16 protein-coding genes are annotated in these 19372 nt (G+C 63.8%); 13 read left to right on the forward strand and 3 right to left on the reverse strand.

Annotated features, from left to right (window positions below; all coding sequences use genetic code 11):
• Positions 1-484: 484 nt before the first annotated feature.
• From KPL60_RS21250 to KPL60_RS21260, 3 genes are all read right to left on the reverse strand, one after another.
• Complete coding sequence (locus KPL60_RS21250) at positions 485-1411, reverse strand: ParB/RepB/Spo0J family partition protein (RefSeq protein ID WP_226366953.1); 927 nt, start codon at positions 1409-1411, stop codon at positions 485-487.
• 3 nt (positions 1412-1414) lie between these two features.
• On the reverse strand, positions 1415-2131 hold the full coding sequence (locus KPL60_RS21255) for a ParA family protein (RefSeq protein ID WP_226366954.1): 717 nt from the start codon (positions 2129-2131) through the stop codon (positions 1415-1417).
• 219 nt (positions 2132-2350) lie between these two features.
• Positions 2351-3208: a TraM recognition domain-containing protein gene (locus KPL60_RS21260; protein WP_308016808.1), complete on the reverse strand. Its 858-nt coding sequence runs from the start codon at positions 3206-3208 to the stop codon at positions 2351-2353.
• A 166-nt stretch (positions 3209-3374) separates the two neighbouring features.
• Between KPL60_RS21260 and KPL60_RS21265 the strand changes: the two genes are divergently transcribed.
• The 13 genes from KPL60_RS21265 to pabB all read left to right on the forward strand — a co-directional run bounded on the left by KPL60_RS21265 (position 3375) and on the right by pabB (position 19362).
• Positions 3375-4529, forward strand: a complete 1155-nt coding sequence (locus tag KPL60_RS21265) for an IS701 family transposase (protein WP_374228582.1) — start codon at positions 3375-3377, stop codon at positions 4527-4529.
• A gap of 521 nt (positions 4530-5050) precedes the next feature.
• Positions 5051-6175 carry a DegT/DnrJ/EryC1/StrS aminotransferase family protein gene (locus KPL60_RS21270; protein WP_226367075.1) on the forward strand — a complete coding sequence of 375 codons (1125 nt, stop codon included), beginning with the start codon at positions 5051-5053 and terminating at the stop codon, positions 6173-6175.
• Positions 6175-7536: an NDP-hexose 2,3-dehydratase family protein gene (locus KPL60_RS35170; RefSeq protein WP_226367076.1), complete on the forward strand. Its 1362-nt coding sequence runs from the start codon at positions 6175-6177 to the stop codon at positions 7534-7536. The genes KPL60_RS21270 and KPL60_RS35170 overlap by 1 nt, the downstream gene beginning before the upstream one ends.
• Positions 7533-8519 carry a Gfo/Idh/MocA family protein gene (locus tag KPL60_RS21280; RefSeq protein WP_226366955.1) on the forward strand — a complete coding sequence of 329 codons (987 nt, stop codon included), beginning with the start codon at positions 7533-7535 and terminating at the stop codon, positions 8517-8519. Before KPL60_RS35170 ends, KPL60_RS21280 begins: the two co-directional genes overlap by 4 nt.
• Positions 8520-8559: 40 nt before the next feature.
• A complete protein-coding gene (locus KPL60_RS21285) occupies positions 8560-9339 on the forward strand; it encodes a sugar phosphate nucleotidyltransferase (protein WP_226366956.1) in 780 nt (259 codons plus the stop codon).
• Positions 9340-9366: 27 nt separating this feature from the next.
• Positions 9367-10815 (forward strand): GNAT family N-acetyltransferase, encoded by a 1449-nt coding sequence (locus KPL60_RS21290; protein WP_226366957.1) that lies wholly within the window; start codon positions 9367-9369, stop codon positions 10813-10815.
• Positions 10812-12299: a glycosyltransferase family 4 protein gene (locus tag KPL60_RS21295; protein ID WP_226366958.1), complete on the forward strand. Its 1488-nt coding sequence runs from the start codon at positions 10812-10814 to the stop codon at positions 12297-12299. Before KPL60_RS21290 ends, KPL60_RS21295 begins: the two co-directional genes overlap by 4 nt.
• A 40-nt stretch (positions 12300-12339) precedes the next feature.
• Complete coding sequence (locus KPL60_RS21300; RefSeq protein ID WP_226366959.1) at positions 12340-13056, forward strand: bifunctional 2-polyprenyl-6-hydroxyphenol methylase/3-demethylubiquinol 3-O-methyltransferase UbiG; 717 nt, start codon at positions 12340-12342, stop codon at positions 13054-13056.
• Complete coding sequence (locus KPL60_RS21305) at positions 13053-13601, forward strand: nucleoside 2-deoxyribosyltransferase (protein WP_226366960.1); 549 nt, start codon at positions 13053-13055, stop codon at positions 13599-13601. Before KPL60_RS21300 ends, KPL60_RS21305 begins: the two co-directional genes overlap by 4 nt.
• Entirely contained in the window at positions 13598-14809 is a 1212-nt protein-coding gene (locus KPL60_RS21310) for a hypothetical protein (protein WP_226366961.1), read from the forward strand. The genes KPL60_RS21305 and KPL60_RS21310 overlap by 4 nt, the downstream gene beginning before the upstream one ends.
• A gap of 9 nt (positions 14810-14818) precedes the next feature.
• A complete protein-coding gene (locus KPL60_RS21315) occupies positions 14819-15799 on the forward strand; it encodes an NAD(P)-dependent oxidoreductase (RefSeq protein ID WP_226366962.1) in 981 nt (326 codons plus the stop codon).
• A 27-nt stretch (positions 15800-15826) separates the two neighbouring features.
• Positions 15827-17332: a class I adenylate-forming enzyme family protein gene (locus KPL60_RS21320; RefSeq protein WP_226366963.1), complete on the forward strand. Its 1506-nt coding sequence runs from the start codon at positions 15827-15829 to the stop codon at positions 17330-17332.
• The gene (pabB, locus tag KPL60_RS21325; protein WP_226366964.1) at positions 17329-19362 is read left to right on the forward strand and encodes an aminodeoxychorismate synthase component I; all 2034 of its coding nucleotides are present in this window, start codon (positions 17329-17331) and stop codon (positions 19360-19362) included. The genes KPL60_RS21320 and pabB overlap by 4 nt, the downstream gene beginning before the upstream one ends.
• Positions 19363-19372 lie beyond the last annotated feature (10 nt).

Below are 19372 nucleotides of genomic sequence, written 5' to 3' on the forward strand. Positions count from 1 at the left end.
TTCAGCACTGGACCCCGGCCGTCGAAGGCGGCGCTGCTGCTTGGCGTCCCGCGTTCGGGCGAAGTCGCGAGTGTGCAGGACGGTGTAAACGTCGTTTACTGGCCACGAGCTGCTGGGCAAACGCTGACCCGATCGGCAGCCCGAATTGGCCTTGGGCAGACGGCCTTGTCCTTGCGTCCACCACTGCCGAAGTGACGTCAGGTCCGTGTCCAGGCCCCTCCGCCCGAGGCGGGGGCCGCTATCGACCTCGCGGCTGCACTGGTTGGGGTTAGGCAGGCCGTGGGTTCGCTCTATGGCGAACCTGCGCATCCTTGGTGCGAGCCGTCGGCACGAGCCGATCGCATGTGTGCCGGCACCTGCGGCGGTCGATCGGAAGGATCGAGTGGGCAGCGAAAAGGGCCTGGGTGTAAACGTCGTTTACACCCAGGCCCTATGTCGGTGCCGTTGTACTTCGGAGCCAGAGGATCTGACTCGTCCTACGTCGTCACTCCGCAGGACTGGCGTCAGGCGCAGTGGTGGATTCGAGAAGAAGACGGACGAGCTCGGCACGTTCGGTCTCGGTGAACACCTCTCGGATCGACGCAGCGGCGCGAGCCGGGCTCGACACCGCGATGCTGCGGCGCGTGCGCCTCGGCGACTCAGAGTTCGCCACGGCCCCTCCCGCCGGCCGCCGCCGGTACGGGGGGCCGGCAGCGGCAATGGCCTCCTGCTCCGGTACCGGCAGAGTGCCGAACTGGCGGGCCTGTTCGAGCTTGAGCGTCCCGGTCTCGAGTGCATCCCGCAGCGGAGGAATCAGATCCAGCAGGGCCATCCGCTGGCTGACATACATCGGAGTGCGTCCGATCCGTGTCGACAAGGCCCGCCGGCTGATGTTCGCCTCGTCGAGGAGACGCTTCATCGCCTCTGCCTCATGGAGTGGGCCGAGGGCCTTGCGGTGGCTGTTCTCCACCAGCATGACCTCATACATCGAGGCGACCCGGTCGTCGTTGACCAGAGCCGGGATCTGCTGCAACCCGGCCACGCCAGCGGCGCGAAGCCGGCGATTGCCGATCAGCGCTACCCAACGGGCGCTGCCCACAGCGGTCTGCTGCTCGGGGTACCGATCGACGAACGCGGGAGCCGAGCAGACGACGATGGGCTGCAGAACCCCGTGATTGCCGATCGTCGCGACGAGCTCGTAGAACTCGGCATCTTCTTCGTCTGCGGCCGCGCGCTGGTTGAGCGGGTTGGACACGATGTCCCCGACCGGGAGCATCGATGTGGCCGGACCGGGATCGGTTTCCACGACAGGTTGGGGGGCAGTCGGCGGCGGTGACGCCGGGGCGACCGATGCTTCGACTGGCGCGCGGGCCGAGTAGCTCTCGGGCACCTCTTCCCGGGCGAGCTCTGCCAGGTTGACGCGCTTACCCACGGCTCAGCCCTCGCCCGGGGTGTAAACGTCGTTTACACCGCTCGCGTGCCGCGGCCCTTCACCACCAGTGCCGAGGACCTCCAGGGCGAGTTTGAAGAAGTCCTGTCGCGCTTCGAGGGCCACGCGGTTCTTTGCGTACTGGACCACGGTGACCCCCTCGGCTGAGGCACGTGTGTGGAGCTTGTAGTGCCGGATGACCGTGTTGAACACAGGCCACTTCTTCGCGGCCACATACTCGCGAGTCTGATCGAGGTCGCCCGTCCCGTCGCGGGGATCCCAGTTATTGAGCAGCACGCGCCACGGGACACCCGCGGGCTCGATGACTCGCTGGATGGAGCGCGTCGCCGGCGAGAACGACATCGGCTCGGGCTCCAGCGGGACGATGACATCATCGGCCTGTGTCAGGACGGTCTGCAGGATCGACTCGTCCTCCAGGCTCCCCGGGGTGTCGACGAAGATGTGTGAGTACTGCTTGATCTCCCGCAGCTTGCCGAGCAACTGCGGATTGTCGTGGCACTGCTCGAAGTCGAATGGCAGGTGGTCCCCGACTCGCTGCGCCCATTCCAGCATCGAGGCCTGTGGGTCAGTGGACACACCCAGAACCGGCGACGATTCTGCGGTACCGCCCAGAGTGTCCGCGACGACCGCGGCCAGGTTGACCGTGACGGTCGTCTTCCCGACGCCGCCCTTCTGATTTGCGACGACATGTACGCGGGCCATGGAGAATCCCTCCGTCTGCTTCCCACCTGGCAGGTGGTACTTCGGATCCCTTCCATCGTGGCAGACCCTGCTCACGCCCTTATGTAGGTGGGCGTCATCCGCGCGCCGCTCATTAATCGAACATTTGTTCGTCGAACATATGTACGCCTTCGGTCTCCTCGTCAAGGTGGACGAGCTGTACTCCTCCGCCCGCCAGCACCCGGTACCAGCCGAGCGCGCCTACGCGGAGTGAACCGACCGGTAGCCGCGAGCATCGATCGGGATGCTGGATCTCTCCCGCAGGATGGCGGTGTCGGTGGCGATGTCCGAATAGTCGGATCGATCCGTGACGTCGATGGCGTCGGCGATGAACACCGGCATGCCGCGGTGAACCACCAGCACGCGACCCGGTGGAAGCTTGCGGATGTCGCCGGGGCGAAGGACCGGGGTGGTCTCGCTGCTGAGCGAGTGGCGCGCACTGCTGAACAGGCCGTCGGTGTGGCTCTGGCGCCGATACGTCTCGTGTGTGCCGCAGAGGTCGGACAACGCGTGCAGTGTCCGATCGTCCTTGATCCCGCCCCACACACTGAGACTGACGGTGTTGTCCAGAACCTCCCGAGAACCCACCGGGCCGAACAGGCGTTCCAGCTGAGCAAGCGACTGCGCCGACCAGTGGATGATCACGCCTCGACCTGCGGCGTCGGAGATCACCTCAGCGAGGCGGGGGACAGGAGTGCCGTTGGCGAGCTCGTCGAACACCACCGTCACAGGCGGGTCGACGCGCCGGGCAGGGAAGTCCATGGCCATCTCCTGAGCTGTCCGCAGCCAGTGTTCGGCCAGAGCTGTCAGGACCGGAACCGCCTCGGCCGCCTGCTGCTGGTCGGCGATCAGGAACAGCGAACCGCCCTGTGCGATGAAGCGGCGAACGTCCAGACCGTGCCCGTGGGCAGGGCTGATCAGCTTCCGGACCCGGGGATCGGTCCAAGCCCCGACGACGCGGCGCACCGACATCCACACCGCCGATGCGGTCCGAGGATCGAGAGCCATCTCCGCAGCGAGGTTGGCGGCGAGTTCCCCTCGGCCTGCATTGCGCAGAATCGTGACCGGCGCCGGATCCGCGGGAAGTCTGCGCCTCGGTGCCGCCGCAGAGGGGCGGACCCCTGGCCTAGTACTACAGTCGCGTTTATGTTGAGGGTGATCGGTGTGTTTCCGGTTCTGGTGTTCGTGACTGTGTTAACCCTTGGCGGTGGGTGACGATATTGGTGTGGCGGATGTGCGGGAGTGGGCGGCGGGTCTGGACGAGATCGCGCGGTTGATTGGGTCGCGGTTCGCGCGTTCGGAGCCGCGGGCGAACGCGGTCGCGTATGTGCGGGGGCTGCTCTCGGAGCGGGAGCGGAAGAACTCGTGGACGATCTCCGAGCAGGCCGGTCAGCCGGTGCCGGATCCGATGCAGCGGCTGCTGTCGACGACGGACTGGGATCCCGATGCAGTGCGGGACGATCTGCGCACGTATGTCGTTGCGCACCTGGGCGACCGGGCTGGGATCCTCGTCGTCGACGAGACCGGGTTCCTGAAGAAGGGAGACCGGTCGGCGGGTGTCGCGCGGCAATACACCGGCACGGCGGGTCGGATTGAGAACGCGCAGGTCGGTGTGTTCCTGACCTATGCGACGCCGCATGGGCGGACGTTCCTGGACGGGGAGCTGTATCTGCCGAAGGCGTGGACCGAGGATCGCCCCCGATGTGACCGTGCGGGGATCCCTGCTGATCGTGAGTTCCGCACCAAGCCCGAGCTGGCGGTCGAGATGATCGCCCGCGCGATCGACGGCGGGGTTCCGGCGTCGTGGGTGACCGGCGATGCCGTCTACGGACAGCACTACCGGCTCCGCAAGAGCCTCGAAGACCGTCAGATGAGCTACGTGCTCGCGATCCCCTCCAACCAGCGCGTGATCGCCAAGACCACCTCGTCGATCATCGGGAGCGAGTACCGGGCCGACGCGCTCATCGCAGGACTGCCGGCCACCGCGTGGCGCAGCAGGTCAGCCGGCGCCGGATCGAAGGGCGACCGTCGCTACGCGTGGGCGCGGGCGCGGATCAACGGGGAACGCGATCCCGACGCCGAGTACTGGCTGCTGGCCCGCCGCAGCCTGACTGCCCCCTCAGAGCTGGCGTACTACCTCTGCCACACGCCCAAGCGAGTCGCGCTCAGCGAGCTGGCCCGGGTCGCCGGCGCGCGGTGGGCGATCGAGGAGACCTTCCAGACCGCGAAAGGCCAGACCGGCCTCGATCATTACCAAGTCCGGCAATACACCGGCTGGTACCGGCACATCACTCTCTCCATGCTCGCGCACGCCTTCCTCACCGTGACACGGTCAAAAAGGGGGCTCTCCACGCCGACAGCGGCGAGCTCATCGCGCTGAGCCTGCCCGAGATCCGCCACCTCATCGCCACCCTCGCACTGGACACGATCGCCGACCCCGGCCACGTGCTGCGCCGCTCACGCTGGCGACGAAGACACCAACACACCGCCCAACAGCACCACTACCAACACCGCAGCCACAACCCATAAACGCGACTGTAGTACTAGGCGGACCTCGGATCGCTGGCCTGGGCAAGCCTGCGGTGGGGAGCAGGTCGGCCGGTCGCAAGCTGATCGGTCCGGCGCGGCGCGGCAGACGCTCAGGCAAGGGGCATGCCCAAGCAGCTGCCCCGTGACCTGCGCCAGGCGCGCCTGTCATAAGTGCAGGTCGCAGCACAACTCATGCGGAACTCTAGGCCGATGCTTTACGTTTTATCACAGCCGGTATAGAGTACGGTTGCCTTGCCGGCAGGGGGAAGGGTGGCGGGGGGCTTCACCTTACCCTGAGAAGTAGAGCAGGCGTGTGCGCTAACGCCTTTCTGGATTGTGTTAATCACGGATGGCACAAGGGGGCTCGTGAGGATGCAGTCAGTCCCGCCCAATGGCGGAATCAGAATGTATCACCCGCAAGTCGACCTGTCCTCACTGGAGATCCTCCGGCAGGTTCTGGAGTCCGGATGGATCGGTCTAGGGCCCGTCACGAAGCAGTTTGAAGACGAGCTGGCGCATTCGGCCTGGATCGGCAAGCACCCAGTCGCTGTAAACTCTGGAACGGCAGCTCTGCATCTTGCACTAGTGGTGGCTAACGTCCCAGAGGGCTGCGCTATCATTGTTCCCGCTAACACGTTCGTCTCTACGGCTGCGGTCGCGCTTCAACACAGATGTCGCGTAGTTCTCGCCGATATCGAACGCGCGACGGGCAATATCGACCTAAACTCGGTGCGGGAGATACTTGACTCAGAGCCGAACGTTGGCGCCGTCATAGCAGTCCATTACTCGGGTATCCCGTGTGACATAGCCGGCTTGGACGAGATATCCAAGAAGTACGGCGTGCCGGTAATCGAAGACTGTGCTCACGCCATCGGAACGGTGTGGGAGGGGCGGTCTATGAGCGAGTCGCCGCACATTCAAGCCTACTCTTTCCATGCGACAAAAGCTCTCGCTCTCGGCGAGGGAGGCTGCGTCACGTTTAACGACCGGCAGTCCGCGGAGCGGGCGAAGCGGTTGCGCCGACTCGGTATCGACATGAGAACCAGGACCTGGGCGAAACCGTACGACATCCCCGAACTCGGGTTTAAATACAACATGGGGGACATCGCCGCGGCGGTCGGACTTGGTCAGCTGGCGAGCCTGCCGGACAATTTGCACAAGCGCTGGTCGATCGTGCAGCGGTACCGTGAGCGACTGGCAGGGACTCCGGTGGAGCTCGTTCGGGAGGCCGGGGGATGTGACCGGACTGGGGGTTTTGCCGTCCCTGTCCTTGTGAAAGACCGGGAACGGGTCCGGAAAGATCTCGACGCCGCCGGAGTTGAGTCTGAGATATATTTCCGGCCGCTTGGCGAGTTTCCCTTGCGCGCTTCACGCGCGACTCCCGTAGCGGAATTATTCTCGCGTGATGTAATCTGCCTCCCTATCCACCCCCTCATTCGCCTTGACGAGGTCGATTACGTTTGCGATCGGCTAAGCGACTCAGTGATGTGTGCATGATGGCGACGAATGCAACGCGAGGCTTTAGAAAGCCCCGTGTGCAGATAATCGACAGCGTGCAAGAATTGCGCTCGGAGTGCCTGCTCCGGAGGAGTGCGCTCGCCGCGTACGTTCGCCCTGTCCCGCTGGACAGACTGCGCTCATGGTCGATGACGGATGACGGTGCCTTCGCGCATCGGACAGGCCGCTTCTTCCGGGTCATAGGTGCACGAGGCCTGTCTGACTCCGATGGACTGCATGAGCAGCCTCTTATCGAACAGGCCGAAGTCGGCATGCTATGTCTATTCGTCACACTCATCGATGGGGAACTGCATGGGCTGGTCACGTTTAAGTTCGAGCCTGGCACTCCGGATGGTATCGAGGTCGCCCCCACGGTCCAAGCGACCCGAAGCAATTATGAAGCGGCGCACGGCGGTACCCGAGTTCCCGCTGTGGAGATATCTCTCTCTGAGGAGGTCTGCACGCTCGCTGACGCAGTGCAGCGAGAGCAAGAATCCTGGTTCCTAGGAAAGGTCAACCGAAATCGCATCATCTTGATCGATGCGAAGATGGCCGATGAGATAAGTTTGACAGTGGCGCAAAGCGCCTGGGTCCCAATGCCTATTCTATTAGAATCGGTCCTGGAGAGTCGGCTTATCAACATGGATCTGCGATCGGTTCTATCGATGTGGCCAGTGGAGGCCATCGCGTCACCTGAATGTCTCAGTCCCCTACCGAGTGGCCCCAAAAACGGCTGGCAGGTCCCTTTGTCAACCGTGAAACGTCTCCCACTGAGGCGATTGTCGCAATGGCAAGTTGGCGATGGTATTGAGCATCGACAGCGCCGCTTCTTCTCCGTGGTGGGATATCGCATCGAAGGTCAGGGTCGCGAGGTCGCCTCATGGGACCAGCCGTTGTTAGCCCCGGTCGGCATGGGACAGGTCACCCTGCTAGTCCGAGAAGACGTCGATGGCCTTCGCCTTTGGGTCGCCGACCGCGGTCGCATCGGTTCCATCCGCGGGCCCAGCGTTGAGGCAAGCTTCCAGCGCGGTGACATCAGCGACTACACGACGGAGTCACGACGGCGGTCGATGGCCGCGGAGTCGGCGGCGCTTACGCGCTGTCGAGAGATTCACTCTGCGATCCACACCGAGGAGGGCGGCCGCTTCCGCGGCGCCCTCGTCCATTATCGGCTGGGTCTGCTCGCAGATGTCCACGCTGGGGTCGACCCAGACGAGTGGGGGGACGGGCCCCCCGGCCGCTGGATCCTTCTGGAGGCGCTGGAAGGTATGGGGCAGCGCGGAGACCGGCTTAGCATCGAGCTACGGACCTGCCTAACGATGCTGAAGAGCCTCATCGCGATCGGAACTCTCGTACCATGATCGCCGCCATCGGGAGTTCCTCTTACTTGACCCGACGGACCGCTCCGCTTCTTCGGGAACTCAACGAACGCGACTGCACGGACCACCCCCTGCTCGTGGGCACCGACCATGCCGCCGGTGTGCGCTCCCTGGCGCGGACCGGGAGAACCGTAATCACTGACCGCGACGCGGTGATGGCCGATCGGAACGTCGACTGTGTCTACATCTCGAGCGCCACAGGACGGCATTTCGCAGACTGCCGCGATGCGTTGGCCGCGGGGAAACATGTCCTGGTAGAGAAGCCGGCCTGTCTCAGAGCGGTGGATGCCAGAGAGCTGGACCGGTTGGCACAGGCCGCCGACCGCACGGTCTTCGAATGCCTCTCCTACCCGTACCACCCGGCTTGGCGGGAGTTTGTCGACCGCGCGCGAGCCATGGATCGTGCTGGGCCCACGACCGTAGCCGCGGTTTTCCGCATTCCGGACCAAGAGCCAACAAACTTCCGTCTCCACCCCCGGCACGGTGGCGCCGCCGCGGATCTGGGCACCTACTGCGTCGACGCACTGATGAAGCTCGGCGCGGTGGTCGAAGATCTTACGATCAGCGCGGTGCCACTCGTCGACTCGGACACTGACGCCGGCACCGCGATCGCAAGCCACCCGCTCGACGGTCGGATCTTCACTGGATCCTGGGCGATCGGTGATACCTACCGCAACAGCATCGTCGTTGCGGATCCTGGTTGCAGCCTGGAATTGTCCCGGGTGTTCTCCTTGCCGCCGGACATACCTGGCCATGTCGTTGAACGACTACGGGGCGAGCAGAAACCCACATCCGTCGTATCCATGGGTCCGGTCAACGCGACCCGCGTGTGCCTGGCGGACGGTATGCGCCGAGTCCGAGACTCCGGAACAGCGGGGCTGGTGCGGCATGAGGTTATCGCCCGCCGGATCGCCGTGCTCGAGAGCCTCACTAACACGCTTTCCGCGCACGTCCGTAACTCCTGACCGTAGACCGACCCGGCCCCATTACGGACCAGAAGGCGGTATGAACATGGATAAAACTAGCCCTGCAAAGGAACGAGTAGCCGGAATCATACTGGCGGGAGGCACCGGATCTCGCCTGTTCCCGGCCACCCGCGTCGTCAACAAGCACCTTCTGCCAGTTTATGACAGACCGGCAATCGCCTTTTCTCTGGACGTCATGAGAGAGTGCGGCGTCGACTTGCTGGTGCTTGTCTGTAACGCGGCCGATGAGGCGGTCTACCAGAGCATTCCAACTTGGCTCGGGTACTCTGATATCGAGATTCGTACGGCGGTCCAAACAGAATCGAACGGCATCGCGGGCGCGATTTCCTGCGCCCGCGACGACCTGGAACTCGAAGGGTTTCAGCGGATCGTTGTAGCTCTTGGCGACACGCTTTACGTCTCCAGTTTCACCTGGGCAAGAAACATCTTATCCCAGGCCGATGAAACCAAGTGTGGAGCTGCGGTCGCGGTGATCGACCACTCCGATCCCAGGGATTTTGGGGTTGTGGAGAGCGTCATGGGTGGCGCAGTCGTCAGTGTGAACGAGAAAAGCGACGTGCACCAACGGGGGCAGGTCTGCACAGGACTCTACTCCTTCGACGAATCGATGTGGAAGAGGTTGGAGTCGATTGTTCCGTCGCAGCGCGGCGAACTTGAGATTACCTCGTTACTTCAGACTTATATCGACGACGGAGGTCTGACCGCGGTAGTGGTTCCGGAAGAAGCCGGATGGTTCGACGTCGGCACGCCGGACCGTCTGGTGGACGCCGCAATCGCGCGTCGACGACAGCTTGCTTGAGATTCCGTTACACACAGGGAGATGCAGGTGACCGTGCAGCAGGACATCAAAGAATCGTCGTCCTTCGGGGCGGGGAACCTGATCATCAGAGACGCCACGGAAGGGGATCGCGCGGCCATTCGCGGGCTGCTTCATGGTTCACTTAGGAGAAACTACGACGGCGATCACGTCGCCCAGGCCGACCGTATCCTCGACGCTCACCTGGCCGGCGGCAAGGATCCCGTAGGCCACTTCTCCAAGACACAGCACGTCTACGTGGCCGAGTACGGTGGTGAGGTCGTCGGTGTCATGAACATCGCTGAGAAGCGCCAGCGCACGATGAAGATCAGTCCCCTCATTGTCAATCCCGACTTCCGCGGCTCTAACGGAGCCGGATCCGCGCTCTTGGAAAAGTCCGTCGAAGCGGCCAGAGAACGTGGTATCCGACAGCTCTACGGTACAGTCGCCGAGCCAAGTTCATGGATCGAGACCTTTTATCTGAATCGCGGCTGGACGTGCGGATCTCAGTCGAACAGCCAGTACCGGCCAGGTGTCGTCGAGCACGCTATCTACTACACAATTGATGAGGCCGAGGCTGCCGAGACGACGCCAAACCGGCTGAAGTTTGAAGAGTACACTTCGCCGAGATACGACGAGCTCGAAGCGTTCCTGACCTTTCGCATGGATGTGTTCGTGGATGGCATCGACGCCGGCTTCGTCCGCTCCTTGGTTGCAGGACATGAACGGCGAGCCTCTCGCTCTGTGGAGTCAAAATACAAGGAGCTATACCTCGGATTTGAGTCTGGAGTGCTCAGTTCAGTCGTCGCCTTCGGCCCGAAGAAGGGCGGCTCGGTCAAGTTGATGCCGCTCAGCGCTGTATCCGGGAGTGCATTGTCGGAGACCCTCGGGTTCGCTCAGCGCTGGGCTGCGGGGCGCACGCATAAGCTGTACACGCACCAGCATGTAGACCCAGCGGTGGTGTCTGCCTTCCAGAGTAAAATGTGGACCCTCGAAGGGCTCCTCCCGGAAGCGTACGGGAAGGGAAAGGTAGCGGTCCAGTGGGGCTGGCTCGTAGGTGAAAGCACCCATCTGGGACGGAATACAGATCGTCTCAAGGCCTACACCGAGCGATTCCTGACTTTTGTTCAGGACCGGGGCTGGGACCAGTTTGAGGAAGCGCGAAGCCTCGCTATGGCTGTCGGCGGGGAGGCTGGCGAACTCTTGGCCGAGCTTCAATGGCTGACCGAGCCCGAGGTCGTCGAAAGGCTGCAGTCGGACGGAGAGTTCAGGGCCAGACTGTCGTTCGAGGCAGCGGATATCCTCAACTATCTAATCCGTCTCGCGCGTTACTGCGACTTCGATCTGATCGAGGCGGCGGACAAGAAGCTGGCGGTGAATATCGACCGCTTCCCCGTTGAGGAGGTTTACGGCCTAAAAGGGAAAGAATATAGGGCCGAGGAGAGGGTGAAGGGCGGCGCAGATGGGCCGAGCCAATGAACATCCTCTACGTGTGTAGCGTCTACTACCCGATTACTGGCGGTGCGCAGGACCCCATCGACCAGATCGGGACCCAACTGGTCGCCCAGGGACATCATGTGGACGTCCTGACGAGACACGTACCCGACACCACTCCGACTGAAGAGGTGCGGAACGGGGTTCATATTCACCGAGTCCCTAACGCGGTGCTGCCCTCCGATTTCAGGGCTCTCACCGCGCGGCTGCGGGAATTTGTCCAAGTTGTCCGGAGGCCTGACATCATTCACGTCGTCGGTCTGCGGCGGCCGCTTCCGATGGTCGCCGAGCTGTTGGCCTGTTTGTGGCAGGTGCCGGTGATTCAGACCGTCGGCGGCTACGACATTCCCGACTTGGTCGACCCCGATCCACGTCTGGTCTGGATGACCGGACGGGATCTCGTCTTGCCTGCCATGCGACGCGCCGACCTGCTCAACGCAGCGTCGGACGATCTTGCCCGGCAGACTGAACTATTGGTGGGGGACAGGGCACCCGTGCCCACACTGTACGTCGGCATTGACCACGAGCTATTCAGCGGTGCGGGGCCTCATGGGTATGCAACGTCCCCGGGGCCGTACGTGCTTTCTCTGCGGCGGCTTGAACCCGCGAAGTCCGTAGACCGGACGATCGAGGCCATGAGTCTGCTGAGGGATGAAATCCCGGAGCTCCACCTTATCGTGGCCGGCGATGGCAGCCTGCGCTCGGAGCTAGTCGCGTATGCCGAGAAGCTCGGCCTGACCTCCCGGGTCCATTTCATCGGCGAAGTACCGATTGAAGAGGCAGCGTCCTTGCTGAAGAGTGCATTTGCCACCGTAGTAGCCTCGAAATCGGAAGGCGGTGGACTGGTCAACGTTGAGGCTCAAGCGGCAGGCTGTCCGGTGATCGCCACACGGGTGGGCGGGATCGGTGAGTATCTAGGCGGTGAGTCGGGCGCGCTGTACGTGGACGTTCCGGACGGCCAGATGATCGCGGACGCCATTCGGACCCTGTGGCGCGCCCCGGAGGCTCGGGAAAAGCTCGTCACCGACGCGCGGGCTCTCTCAGAGCGCTTCTCGACGCGGGTGCTGGCGACGGAATACACGGACACCTACGCCGAGCTGATCGAGACTTGGCAGGCACGCGAGTTCGTGCCCTGGGACATGATTACTTCCGCTCTGTGGGAAGACCTCGCGGTTCCCACCGGGAGGGCCCCTAGCCTGGACGGCCCGTGGCGGATACCACAGGCAGTCGAGGATCTGGTGCTGGGGACGGCGGACCCCGAGTTCCGTGCGCTCGGACATGGGGCTGATGCTTTCTACTACCTAGCCTGGGCGACCGGTGTGTCTGTCGAGCAGCTGTACGAGGTTTGCGCGTACGTGCTGCGGGCGACGAGTTTGCTACCGAAGGAGACCGTTGCCGCTGGCTTGGAGCACGCGGCGGACTGGGGCCGGTTCGACAGCGAGAGCTGCCTCGGCTACATCCGAAATTAGGAGTCGTATGTCGAGCAGTTCGAATCCGCAGGGGTCCTCGGTGTCCTCCCGCCAGTTTTACGATGCCTATGCGAGCGGTTACGAATCCTATGTGCGACGCCACGCCGGCTACCTCTTCGCCGTCGAGAAGGCAATAATCGAGGTATCCAATGGTCGGTCGGATATTGCCCTCCTCGACGTAGGTACGGGTACCGGAGAACGCCTGCAACGGCTGGTTCTGGAGCTTCTTCCTAATCGCGTTACTGCCATCGACAATAGCCGCGAGATGGTCGCACTCGCCCGACGGAACTGCCCTGTCGCCGACGTGCGGACATTGGCGCTTGGCGACCCGGAACTCTCATCTGCCATCCCGGGTGGGTTCGACCTTGTGACCTGCTTGTCAAACGTGCTGGGCCACGTACCTCGCGATCTACTGGTTCCCGGGCTCCGACAGATCAGGAGCCTGCTAAAGCCCGGCGGGACGTTCGTTCTCGACGTCAATAATCGTTACAACGCGGCTAGTTACGGTGGCGGCAGGGTGGCGCGGAATATAATAAGGGACTGCGTACTGCCGAGAGGGCGGAGCTTTACCGCCGCTTATCAGGCGGGCGACGAGGTTCTGCGGACCCAAGTCCATCTCTTTCGCCCCGCTGAAGTCATTGCACTGCTGAGGAAGTCCGGGTTCGCGTCCGTGCGCGTCGGATTCCGGGATTACGCGACGGGCGAGGAGTGCGGGAGATTTGCTGGCAGCATAGTAGCGAAAGCGGTCAGAATATGAACAGCCTCCGTGTCGCCGGTCCGAAGGTTTTTCTCGCGGCGACCTTCGGCCCCTTCGTCCGGGACGGCGTGTTTCTGCCAGCGAGGAAGGCGGAGATTCTTGAGTACTACACCCGTCTCACTGAGCTTGGCGCATCAGTGTTCAGCTCGCACGTGAACGAAGATTGGGGCGCAGCCGGGCTGCCGCCCGAGGACTGCATGCGTGACGACCTGCGCGCCCTGCATGCGGCAGACTCCCTGTGTGCGCTCCTCGGCGACCAGCCGTCAGCCGGGGTGGCCTTCGAACTGGGGTACGCCGCCTCGGTCCGACGACCCACTGTGCTAGTCACGTCGTCCTTCCGATCGCAATCCTCCATGATTCGTGGCATGGGGAGCCTGCTCGAACTAAAGGTGGTCGAGGGTGATCCGGGCAGCCGTACGGTCGTCGAGAAGGCCTGCGCGGCGTCGATCGACCTGGGTGTTGCGTACCGAAAGTCAGACCGCTTCTGGGAGAGCTCGGAGGTTGGGCACGCGTTGAAGTTCAGGACTTTTGGAGGCGCCAGATGAGCGTCCCGAGCCGGGCTCCGGACGAGATACGGATCGGCGTCCTCGGCGTGAACTTCGGCTGGGGGCCCCACGCAGCGCTAGAGACTGCGATCAGCGAGATCAAGCGGACGGTGTACGGCGACTGCCGGATCGTCGTCTTCGGCAGCGAGTACGGTCGATACCTCTTGGAAAACGTCGTCGACGAGTGGATCGACTTCGACGGGAAAGACTACGCTGCACTAACGCGCGCCGCTGCGGCTCAGCAACTTGACGTGGCTCTGGTTGCGTTGGAGGGATTCGCGGCCCGCGCGTTTGAGGAGGCGGGGGTCCGGACGGTCTTCGTCGATCTCATGCCGTTCCTGTGGCGTGGACCAGACCTCGCGGTGCCGCCGCTGAATGTGAGTCAGTACCTCGCACTGCGTCTCCCAGGGCTATCCCAGGAGACACTTGGGTGGATGCGGGGTATTCGCAATCTGCGGTGGATCGGTGCGGTGGTTCCATGGCGGTCGCCGGGTATAGAGAATGTCGTCCGAAAAAGAACCGAAGGGAACCGTCGGGCGATCGTCACGCTGGGCGGAATGCTTGGCCTAACGACGCGAGACGTCACCACTTACCCGTCCCTGGTACTGCCGGGGGTCGTCGAAGCCCTGATCGGCGCAGGTTTCGAGAGGATTGTCATCGTCGGAAACACGCCGCGGCCGACTTTAGAATCGATAGTCGCGTCGTACTTCGCACAAGCGGAGTTCCGCTTCGGCCCCCTCACTCGCGCGGAGTACCGGAGCTGGATCGCCGGAAGCGCGCTGTGCCTCAGCCAGCCGGGACTGATGAGTCTGCTGGAGGCGAGCTCCACAGGTACGCCATTGATCCGGCTTCCCCCGCAGAACGTGTCCGGGTTCCAGCAAGCCGAGATCCATCGGATCGCGACCGGGGCGGAAACCGGCCTGGACTGGCCGGCCAACGTCGTTGACGAAGTGGTCGTTGCTCGGAGGGCGGGGGAGTCCGAGGCGGCGGGCAACGACTATGTCTATGGGGCGATCGCGGACGGCCTGGCCCACCGGGCGGACTCGACGCGCCGGTTCTTCCGGGACCAGCTGGCTACGCAGATTCCGGAATGTCTGGCACTGCCCTCCGATGTGTGGACCGGCTTGGTGGAGAAGGTGGGGACAGACGGCGCGAGGGAGATTGCGGATGTCGTGTTGGACACCGCCCGATCCTCCGCCGAATGCTGACGGGGCGCCATGACGAGCACCGCAGTCGTCTTCGGCTACCGGGGATTCATCGGACGACAGGTGACCGCGGCTCTGATGTCGGCCGGCTGGCGATGTGTCGGAGTGGACCGGTATGGGCGCGCGACGGGCGGGTTCGGGGAGGTCGAAGGGCCCTACTACTACGGGGACGACTGGTCGCCCGTTGCACTCGGACGCTATCTGCGGCGCTGCGGACCCGCGGTGGTCGTCAACGCCGTGGGAGCCTCCTGGTCTATGGACCCCACGGAGGTGCGTCGGGACAACGTCGTCTGGCCCGCGCGGCTCGGGGAGGCGTGTGAAGCGGCGGGGACGCCGCTGTCAATCGTGCACATGGGGTCCTCGCACGAGTACGGCGACACCGGCGTCATCGGCCGTTCGATCGACGAACGGAATGCCCTTGCCCCCGTGACAGCGTACGGCAGGTCGAAGGTCGAGGGGGCTTCTCATCTTGTCCGCGCGGCGTTCCGTACCGGCCGGCCGCTGACGATCGTCCGCGCGTTCAACGTGATCGGTCCGGGTCACGGAGGACAGGGGATCTGGGCCACGGCGGTGGGGCTTTACCGAGCTGCGGCGCGCACGGCCGCACCGCGAGTGGTAGCCGGGGTCCCGCTGCCAGAGACGGCGCGGGATCTGATCGACGTGCGAGACGTTGCTGCGCTGGTGCGCCTGGCCGCGGGAACTCCCCGGCCGGCCGTGGCCGTCTACAACGCGGCGTCCGGCATCGGAACCACGATCGCCCAGCTCTTCGACGCTCTTACGGAACATACCGGAATTCCCTACCGGTTCAGGTGCAGTGCGGTCGGAGTACGCACGGGACCGACCTGGCAGCGCGCGGATATCGCACGGGCGCGGGCAAAGCTGGGCTGGACACCGCAGTTCACCTTGGCCGATTCCATCGCCGCGGCACTCGCTCTCGATGAAGACCGCGGGAGGCAGCGGCAAGCCCCACAGTCAATTGACACGGCCGAATGACGCCCCATCTATGAAGCGAGGAGAGCCATGACCAGCGACACCTTTACCTTGGCCCAGCAGCTCGCGGAGAAAGGCGGATGGACGGAGGTGGCTGCTGTCATCGACGAAACGACAGGAGAGACGTACATGCACTGCGAGGTGCATGCCGAGGCGCGGGCACTCGCGGAGGACTTCTCCCGACATGGGATCGGTGCGGGCGACCACGTCGGCCTCCTGGTGGGCGACCGACCGGCGTGGATGTCCGCCTTCCTCGCTCTGCAGGCGCTCAGTGCCGTTCCGCTGGTCGTGAACCCGGACCTGGACGAGCGATCGCGGTCCCGGATGCTCGGGATTCTGCCTACCAGACACGTCGTCTCGTGTCAGGGTGGGGAGCTGCTCGTGGAGAGGCGCGAACTCCCGGAGACGGGTGTCCACGAGTGGGACGAGAGGGACTGGGCAGCTTCCGGAGCGTCGCGCTACTACCTCTTCAGCTCTGGAACTACAGGAAATCCCAAGGCGGTCGCCCATGCGAGCACCGACTTGCCCTTCTTTCACGACGCCGTCTGCGGCGCGGACGGGCTGGACCTGCAGGCAACGGACATCATCGTGTCGCTGTCCCAGTACTACTTTACGTATGGGTTCAACAACCAATTCGTCTACCCGCTGTTCAGTGGAGCGTCGGTGGTGCTGAGCCGAGAGCGCAGGAACGAGGTGACGTTCGCCGACGCGCTGTGCCAGTACGGCGCGACCGTGGCCTTCTCCGTACCCTCGGCGCTTGCCAGACTCGCTGATCACATCGAAAGCTCGGCCATCGATACTCCGGCAAGCCTGCGGGCAGTCGTTTCTGCGGGCGAGCCCCTGCCTGACGCTGTGGCGGCGCGAATCGAAGACCGGTGGCAGGTACCAGTCTTGAACCAGATCGGCTCCACGGAGGTCGGCAACGCCTTCTGCGCGAACGGCCTGGCACGGCAGGCCGCGGGCACGGCGGGCCGGGTCTGCCCGGGATACGATGTTGCACTGCGCGCTGACCCTGATAGGCCGCTGCCGGCCGGGGGGTCCGAGCACAAGATTGGTTCGGTGTGGGTATCCGGCCCGACCATTCCAGCCACCGCAATCACAGCGAACGGACCAGAACCGCTTCTGTCCGACGGCTGGCTGGAGACGAAGGACTACGGGTACTGGGCCGATAACGGCGGCCTCGTCGTGGTCGGCCGCGCGGACGACTTCGTGCACGTCGGCGGAATCTCTGTGTCTGCGATAGAGATCGAGTCGGCCATCCGCGGCGACGCCGGCATCGAGGACTGCGCGGTGCTCGCACCCCTGGTCGAAGGGGTCTCCACCTTGACCGCACTCGTGGTGCTCACTTCCCCAGCCGACGGTGCGGACCTCCGGCCCACCAAGCTCCGGGAGCGGCTCCGTCGCGACCTCGACCCCTTCCGCGTACCGAAGCGTTGGACGCTAGTTCCAGAGATCCCCAGAACGGCCAGCGGAAAGATCATGAGGCATAAGCTGCCCGCGCTGCTTGGCGCAGGGGTTGTTGGGAGGAACCAATGACGCGCATTCTTCTCGTCGACAACTACGACTCCTTCACCCACAATATTTGGATGTATCTGAGTGAGATACCAGGTGTCGAATGCGTCGTGGTGAAGAACGACGACCCGCTCTCGCCGGAGGTCTTGGAGACGTTCGACGGGGTCGTGATATCGCCAGGTCCTGGTCACCCTGATGTGCCGGGCGACGTGGGCATCTCCCGCACGGTGGTGACATCGGTTGACAAGCCAATCCTTGGCGTCTGCCTCGGCCATCAGCTGATCGGCAGCGTCTATGGGGCGAAGGTCGGGCCCGCGCCCCGGATCATGCACGGGAGGACCTCCCGGGTGTATCACAACGGTGACCGCCTCTTCCGAGGGATGAACGAGGTGTTCTCTGCCGTTCGATACCACTCACTGGCTGTATCGGGCGTCGAGGCGCCGTTAGAGGTCATAGCTGAGGACGAGGACGGCGTCGCGATGGCGATCCGACACTGCGGCCGGGCGGTGTGGGGTGTGCAGTTCCACCCGGAGTCGATCCTTAGCGACGACGGGAGAGTGCTACTGCGAAACTTCGTGGAGATCGTCAGAGGCGACGAGCAGTCTCAAGACGAGCCTCTCGGAGCTAGCGGCGCGGTCGACTGCGCCTGGGTGCGCCTAGAAGGCGAAGTCGACGCGCAGGCCCTGTTCCACGCTTTCTGCGGCTCGTCGGCGGAGGCCTTCTGGCTGGACAGCTCCGATGTCGGCGAGGGGCGGTTCTCGGTGCTCGGGGGCTTCCCCAGCGCCACCACGACGACCGTCACTTACCGGCTGGCGGAGTGCCGCACCACGGTGACGGGCCACGACGGCACGGTTCGGCACGTCGATACCGATATCTTTACCTTCCTCAAGGATCAGCAGAGCGTCGTGCGGGTGGCCGAGGAAAACCTGTTGCCCTTCGAGTTCCGGCCCGGCTTCGTCGGCTACTTCGGATACGAGCTGCGCGCGGTCACCGAGGGCATGACTGTCTCCCAACACTCGCGGCTACCCGACGCTCGGTTCCTGCTCACCAACCGTTATGTAGTCGTTGACCACCGGGACGGCCATGTGTACCTGCTGGCCGCTTCCGGTCCCGGCCTGGGGACACAGGCGGCGGGGCAGGTGTGGTTCGAGAGCGCTGCCCGCATGGTGGAGGAGGTGCGGGCAGCGCCGCTCCGCGACAACGGATCCCCACCTCCTGTGAGATCGGGGCATGTCTCGTTTCGGGACAGCAAGGCGGCATATCTGTCCAAGATCGTAAGGTGCCAGGACTATCTTACCAGCGGTCAGTCCTATGAACTCTGTCTGACGAATACCGCGCGGATAGCCGGTGAGTTCGATGAATCGGCGACCTACGACCAGCTCCGGTCCGCCAGCCCGGTGCCGTACGGCGCCTTTCTGCGGAACCCCGAGTTCTCCGTCTTGTCCGCCTCGCCCGAGCGGTTCATGACCATCTCCGGGGACCGGCGTGTGCTGGTGAGTCCGATCAAGGGAACTAGACGACGGGGCGCCTCAGAGGCCGAGGACGTGGCGCTGGGGCGCGAACTCGCGATCGATGAGAAGGAGCTCGCAGAGAATCTCATGATCGTCGACTTGATGCGGAACGATCTCAGCCGCGTCTCCGAGATCGGGTCCGTACGGCCTGTCGAACTGTTCGGCGTGCATGCCTTCTCTACGGTCCATCAGATGGTGAGCACGATCGAGTCGCGGCTGCGGGAGGAGGTTACTGCCGTGGACTGCATCCGGATGGCATTTCCACCCGGGTCCATGACCGGCGCCCCGAAGTTGCGCAGCATGGAGATCCTGGCGGCGCTGGAGGAGGAGCCCCGAGGCATCTACTCAGGGATCCTGGGTTGGGTCTCACTCGACGGCCGTGCAGACCTGAGTGTCGTGATCAGGACGCTGGTCCTAGAGAGGAGCGCCGCGACATTCGGAGTCGGCGGCGCGATCACCCTCCTGTCGGATCCAGAGGCGGAGTACACCGAGACGCTGGTGAAGGCGGCCGTCCCCATGTCGGCGTTCGACGGCCTGGACTGACAGTCCGCGC

This window comes from Pseudonocardia sp. ICBG162, assembly GCF_020496225.1.
Taxonomy (GTDB): Bacteria; Actinomycetota; Actinomycetes; order Mycobacteriales; family Pseudonocardiaceae; genus Pseudonocardia; species Pseudonocardia alni.

Coding starts and splice junctions, on each gene's coding strand:
- KPL60_RS21255 (WP_226366954.1), bottom strand. CDS start 2,131: ATGGCCCGCGTACATGTCGTCGCAAATCAGAAGGGCGGCGTCGGGAAG.
- KPL60_RS21270 (WP_226367075.1), top strand. CDS start 5,051: ATGCAGTCAGTCCCGCCCAATGGCGGAATCAGAATGTATCACCCGCAA.
- KPL60_RS35170 (WP_226367076.1), top strand. CDS start 6,175: ATGGCGACGAATGCAACGCGAGGCTTTAGAAAGCCCCGTGTGCAGATA.
- KPL60_RS21280 (WP_226366955.1), top strand. CDS start 7,533: ATGATCGCCGCCATCGGGAGTTCCTCTTACTTGACCCGACGGACCGCT.
- KPL60_RS21285 (WP_226366956.1), top strand. CDS start 8,560: ATGAACATGGATAAAACTAGCCCTGCAAAGGAACGAGTAGCCGGAATC.
- KPL60_RS21295 (WP_226366958.1), top strand. CDS start 10,812: ATGAACATCCTCTACGTGTGTAGCGTCTACTACCCGATTACTGGCGGT.
- KPL60_RS21305 (WP_226366960.1), top strand. CDS start 13,053: ATGAACAGCCTCCGTGTCGCCGGTCCGAAGGTTTTTCTCGCGGCGACC.
- KPL60_RS21310 (WP_226366961.1), top strand. CDS start 13,598: ATGAGCGTCCCGAGCCGGGCTCCGGACGAGATACGGATCGGCGTCCTC.
- KPL60_RS21315 (WP_226366962.1), top strand. CDS start 14,819: ATGACGAGCACCGCAGTCGTCTTCGGCTACCGGGGATTCATCGGACGA.
- KPL60_RS21320 (WP_226366963.1), top strand. CDS start 15,827: ATGACCAGCGACACCTTTACCTTGGCCCAGCAGCTCGCGGAGAAAGGC.
- pabB (WP_226366964.1), top strand. CDS start 17,329: ATGACGCGCATTCTTCTCGTCGACAACTACGACTCCTTCACCCACAAT.